3 protein-coding genes are annotated in these 2,894 nt (G+C 66.7%); all 3 read left to right on the top strand.

The window, feature by feature from the left end; translation table 11 throughout:
• The coding region (locus tag ACESMD_RS14475; protein WP_372614369.1) for a glycosyltransferase family 9 protein at positions 1-492 on the top strand (492 nt) is incomplete at its 5' end.
• Positions 482-1,912: a bifunctional D-glycero-beta-D-manno-heptose-7-phosphate kinase/D-glycero-beta-D-manno-heptose 1-phosphate adenylyltransferase HldE gene (gene hldE, locus ACESMD_RS14470; protein ID WP_372614367.1), complete on the top strand. Its 1,431-nt coding sequence runs from the start codon at positions 482-484 to the stop codon at positions 1,910-1,912. The genes ACESMD_RS14475 and hldE, both read left to right, overlap by 11 nt.
• On the top strand, positions 1,912-2,894 hold a 983-nt coding region (locus ACESMD_RS14465), incomplete at its 3' end, for a 3-deoxy-D-manno-octulosonic acid transferase (RefSeq protein WP_372614365.1). The genes hldE and ACESMD_RS14465, both read left to right, overlap by 1 nt.

Raw genomic sequence — 2,894 nt, 5'->3', positions numbered from 1 at the left:
GTGATCGAGCATGCCTGGCGCCACCATGGACTGAAGACGGTCCTCACCGGTGGCGGCAGCACCCAGGAGCGTGAACTTGGGGAACAGATCCGGCGTCTGCTGGACCCGGATGCGGTAGTCGATGCCATCGGGGGCACCTCACTGAAGGGGTTGCTGGCCATGATCCGCGGGGCCCGGGCCCTGGTGGCGCCGGATACCGGCCCGGTGCACATGGCCAATGCCCTGGGAACACCGGTTGTGGGGCTCTATGCCACCTCGAATGTCGACCGCACCGGTCCCTACCTGTGGCGGGACTTCACGGTCGACTGCTACGCCGATGCTGTTCGCAACTATCTGCACAAGACACGCGACGAGGTCACCTGGGGCCAGCGCGTGCGCCACCCCGATGCCATGTCGCTGATCCATGCCGAGGATGTGATCGAGCGACTCGGGGCAGTACTCGAATTCGCCAACCCTCACCCGACAACGGAGTCTTCAGTCGATGAAGTTTGACCTGACCGCACTGGAACGTGCCCGACTGCTGGTGGTGGGGGATGTGATGCTCGACCGCTACTGGCACGGCGGGACCTCGCGTATCTCACCCGAGGCACCGGTTCCCGTGGTAAGAGTCGAGCAATCCGAAGACCGGCCAGGGGGTGCCGCCAACGTGGCGTTGAATATCGCCTCCCTGGGGCCCCAGGCGGTTCTGGCGGGGCTGGTGGGGAACGACGACAATGCCGACCGGCTGGCGTCCCGGCTGGATACCGCCGGCGTGGGTACTCACTTCGAGCGCAGCCCGGGTATTCCCACCATCACCAAGCTGCGGGTGATGAGCCGTAACCAGCAGCTTATTCGCCTGGACTTCGAGGAGGGGCTGGGGGAGGTCGACACCAGCGGCCTGCTGATCCGGGTTGAGGCAGCCCTGCCCGATTGCGATCTGATGATTCTCTCCGACTACGGCAAGGGAACCCTGAACCGCGTCGAGGATTTCATTGCCCTGGCTCGCGCGGCCGGCAAGCCGGTGCTGGTCGACCCCAAGGGGAGTGATTTTCGTCGCTACCGGGGCGCCACCCTGATCACCCCTAACCTGGGGGAATTCGAGGCGGTGGTCGGTCATTGCCGTGATGACGGGGAACTGGCCACCCGTGGCGAGGCCTTGTGCGTCGAACTCGACCTCGAGGCCCTGCTGATTACCCGCAGCGAGAAGGGCATGACCCTGATCCGTGCCGACCATGAGCCGCTCCATCTGCCGGCGCGGGCCCGCGAGGTCTTCGACGTCACCGGGGCCGGGGATACGGTGATCGGCGTCCTGGGGCTGGCGCTGGCGGCGGGTCATGGCTTCCCCGAGGCCATGACCCTGGCCAACCTGGCCGCCGGTCTGGTGGTGGCCAAGCCGGGTACCGCGACCGTTTCCATCGCCGAGCTCTACACGGCCCTGCATGGCGACAAGCTGGCGGAGTTCGGTGCCATCGAGGAAGTGCCCCTGATCGAGGCGGTGCGTGCCGCCCAGGCGCGGGGAGAGAAGGTGGTGATGACCAATGGCTGCTTCGACATCCTGCATGCCGGTCATGTGGCCTATCTGGAGCAGGCCCGTCGGCTGGGCGATCGCCTGATCGTGGCGGTCAACGACGATGCCTCCATCGCCCGTCTCAAGGGCCCCAAGCGGCCGATCAATCCGCTGATGCGGCGGATGCAGGTTCTCGCCGGCCTGGGCGCGGTGGATTGGGTGGTGCCCTTTGGTGAGGACACTCCCCAGCGGCTGATCGAGACCGTCCTGCCCGATGTGCTGGTCAAGGGCGGGGATTATCGTCCCGAGCAGATCGCCGGCGGTGAGGCGGTTCGCCAGGCTGGTGGCGAGGTGAGGGTGCTGGGCTTCGAGGACGGTGTCTCCACCACGGCCATGATCTCCACCATCCTCGACCGCGAGACCTGATGGGCTGGGCGCGTCTCGGCTACTCGATGGCCCTCTACGTCCTGGCGCCCTTGATCTGGTGGCGTGTCTGGCGTGAGCAAACACTCACTCACCACAGACGACAGCGGTTGGGTCTGATGGCTCCCAGCACGGAGGGTGAGCGCACCCTGTGGCTGCACTGTGCCTCGGTGGGAGAAGTGCAGGCCGCCCGCCCCCTGATCGAGGTCTTGCTGGCCCGCTACCCAGACCACCACCTTGTCCTGACCACCATGACCGCAACCGGCGCCGAGCGGGTCGAGGCCCTGATCGAGGCCTGCCGGGTGCCGGGCGTCCCGGATCGACTTCGCCATCGCTTCGTGCCGCTGGACTTTCCTGGTGCAGCCCGGCGCTTCGTCGACCGGCTCGCCCCCGAACTGGCGCTCTTCTTCGAGACCGAACTCTGGCCCAACCTGCTGTATGCCTGCCGACGGCGGGGCGTGCTGGTAATGGTGGTCAATGGTCGGCTCTCGCCCCGGGCTTACCGGGGCTATCGGCGCTTGCGTCCCTTGATGCGTGATGCCCTGGGCCATGTCGACTGGCTCACCGCCAAGTCCGAGGCCGATGCCGAACGTTTCCGTGCCCTGGGCATGGACCCGGCAAACACCACGGTGGCGGGTTCGCTGAAATTCGATCTCGCCAGTGATGACGAGGCCTTGGAGGTGAGTGAGCGCTTGCGTACCCGCCTGGGGCGGCGAGCGATCTGGGTCGCTGGCTCGACTCACCCCGGCGAGGACGAACAGGTGCTGGCCGCTCATGCGCGGCTTCTCGACCATCACCCCGCTGCCCTGCTGATCCTGGTGCCTCGCCATCCCCGCCGCTTCGATGCCGTGGCGGCGCTCTGCGAACAGCGAGGTCTCCGACCGGCGCGCCGCTCCCTGGGAGAGTGGCCCGATGCCCATGCCGCCGTCTATCTGGGCGATACCATGGGTGAACTCTTGATGCTGTATGGCGCCGGCGACATCGC

The sequence above is a fragment of the Halomonas sp. genome, from assembly GCF_041689495.1.
Lineage (GTDB): Bacteria > Pseudomonadota > Gammaproteobacteria > Pseudomonadales > Halomonadaceae > Halomonas.
Note: the sequence above shows the minus strand (reverse complement) of the source record. Positions and strands in the feature narration are given on the sequence as shown.